This is a genomic window from Bacillus sp. LR--39 (assembly GCF_053613335.1).
Genome location: NZ_JBSIOT010001025.1, coordinates 1 through 654, shown reverse-complemented (window position 1 = coordinate 654; position 654 = coordinate 1). Strand labels below are relative to the sequence as shown.

The 654-nt window shown below is 47.6% G+C and carries 2 protein-coding genes; both read right to left on the bottom strand.

Features of this window, described 5'->3' with window-relative positions:
• On the bottom strand, positions 1-121 hold a 121-nt coding region (locus ACWHAR_RS28185), incomplete at its 3' end, for an acyl-CoA dehydrogenase family protein (RefSeq protein ID WP_452088584.1).
• Between the two features lie 27 nt (positions 122-148).
• Positions 149-654, bottom strand: a 506-nt coding sequence (locus tag ACWHAR_RS28180) for a 3-hydroxyacyl-CoA dehydrogenase family protein (protein ID WP_452088583.1), incomplete at its 5' end; no start/stop codon positions are given.

The window sequence follows — 654 nt, the reverse complement described above, 5'->3', positions numbered from 1 at the left end:
TGATCAGCTGAAAGGGAAATTCGTCCGTTTTCTCCATGATTTCCGCAGCGGGAGCAATTTCTTTTCGTGCAAAATCACGCACCATTTTTCGCATCATGACTTGCTCTTGGGTTACATGCAACTCGGCCACCCCCGGATGGAATAGACTTCAGGAAGTCTTCTCCTCATAGTCATAAAAACCGCGTCCGCTCTTTTTGCCAAGCCAGCCTGCTTTGACATACTTGCGGAGCAGCGGGCAAGGACGGTATTTGGAATCGCCAAGGCCTGAGTGAAGGACTTCCATAATTGATAAACACGTATCCAGTCCGATAAAATCCGCTAATGCAAGCGGACCCATCGGATGATTCATGCCCAGCTTCATCACTTCATCTATTGCCTCCGGCTTCGCCACTCCCTCATACACGCAATAGATGGCTTCATTAATCATTGGAAGAAGCACACGGTTGGAAACAAACCCAGGAAAATCATTGACTTCTACCGCTGTTTTCCCCATCTTTTCCGCTAATGCCATAACATCTAAGGCCGTTTCTTCTGATGTAGCCAAGCCTCGAATCACTTCTACCAGCTTCATTACAGGGACGGGATTCATAAAATGCATGCCAATAACCCGTTGAGGCCGGTTTGTTACAGCAGCGATTTCTGTAATAGGCAAGG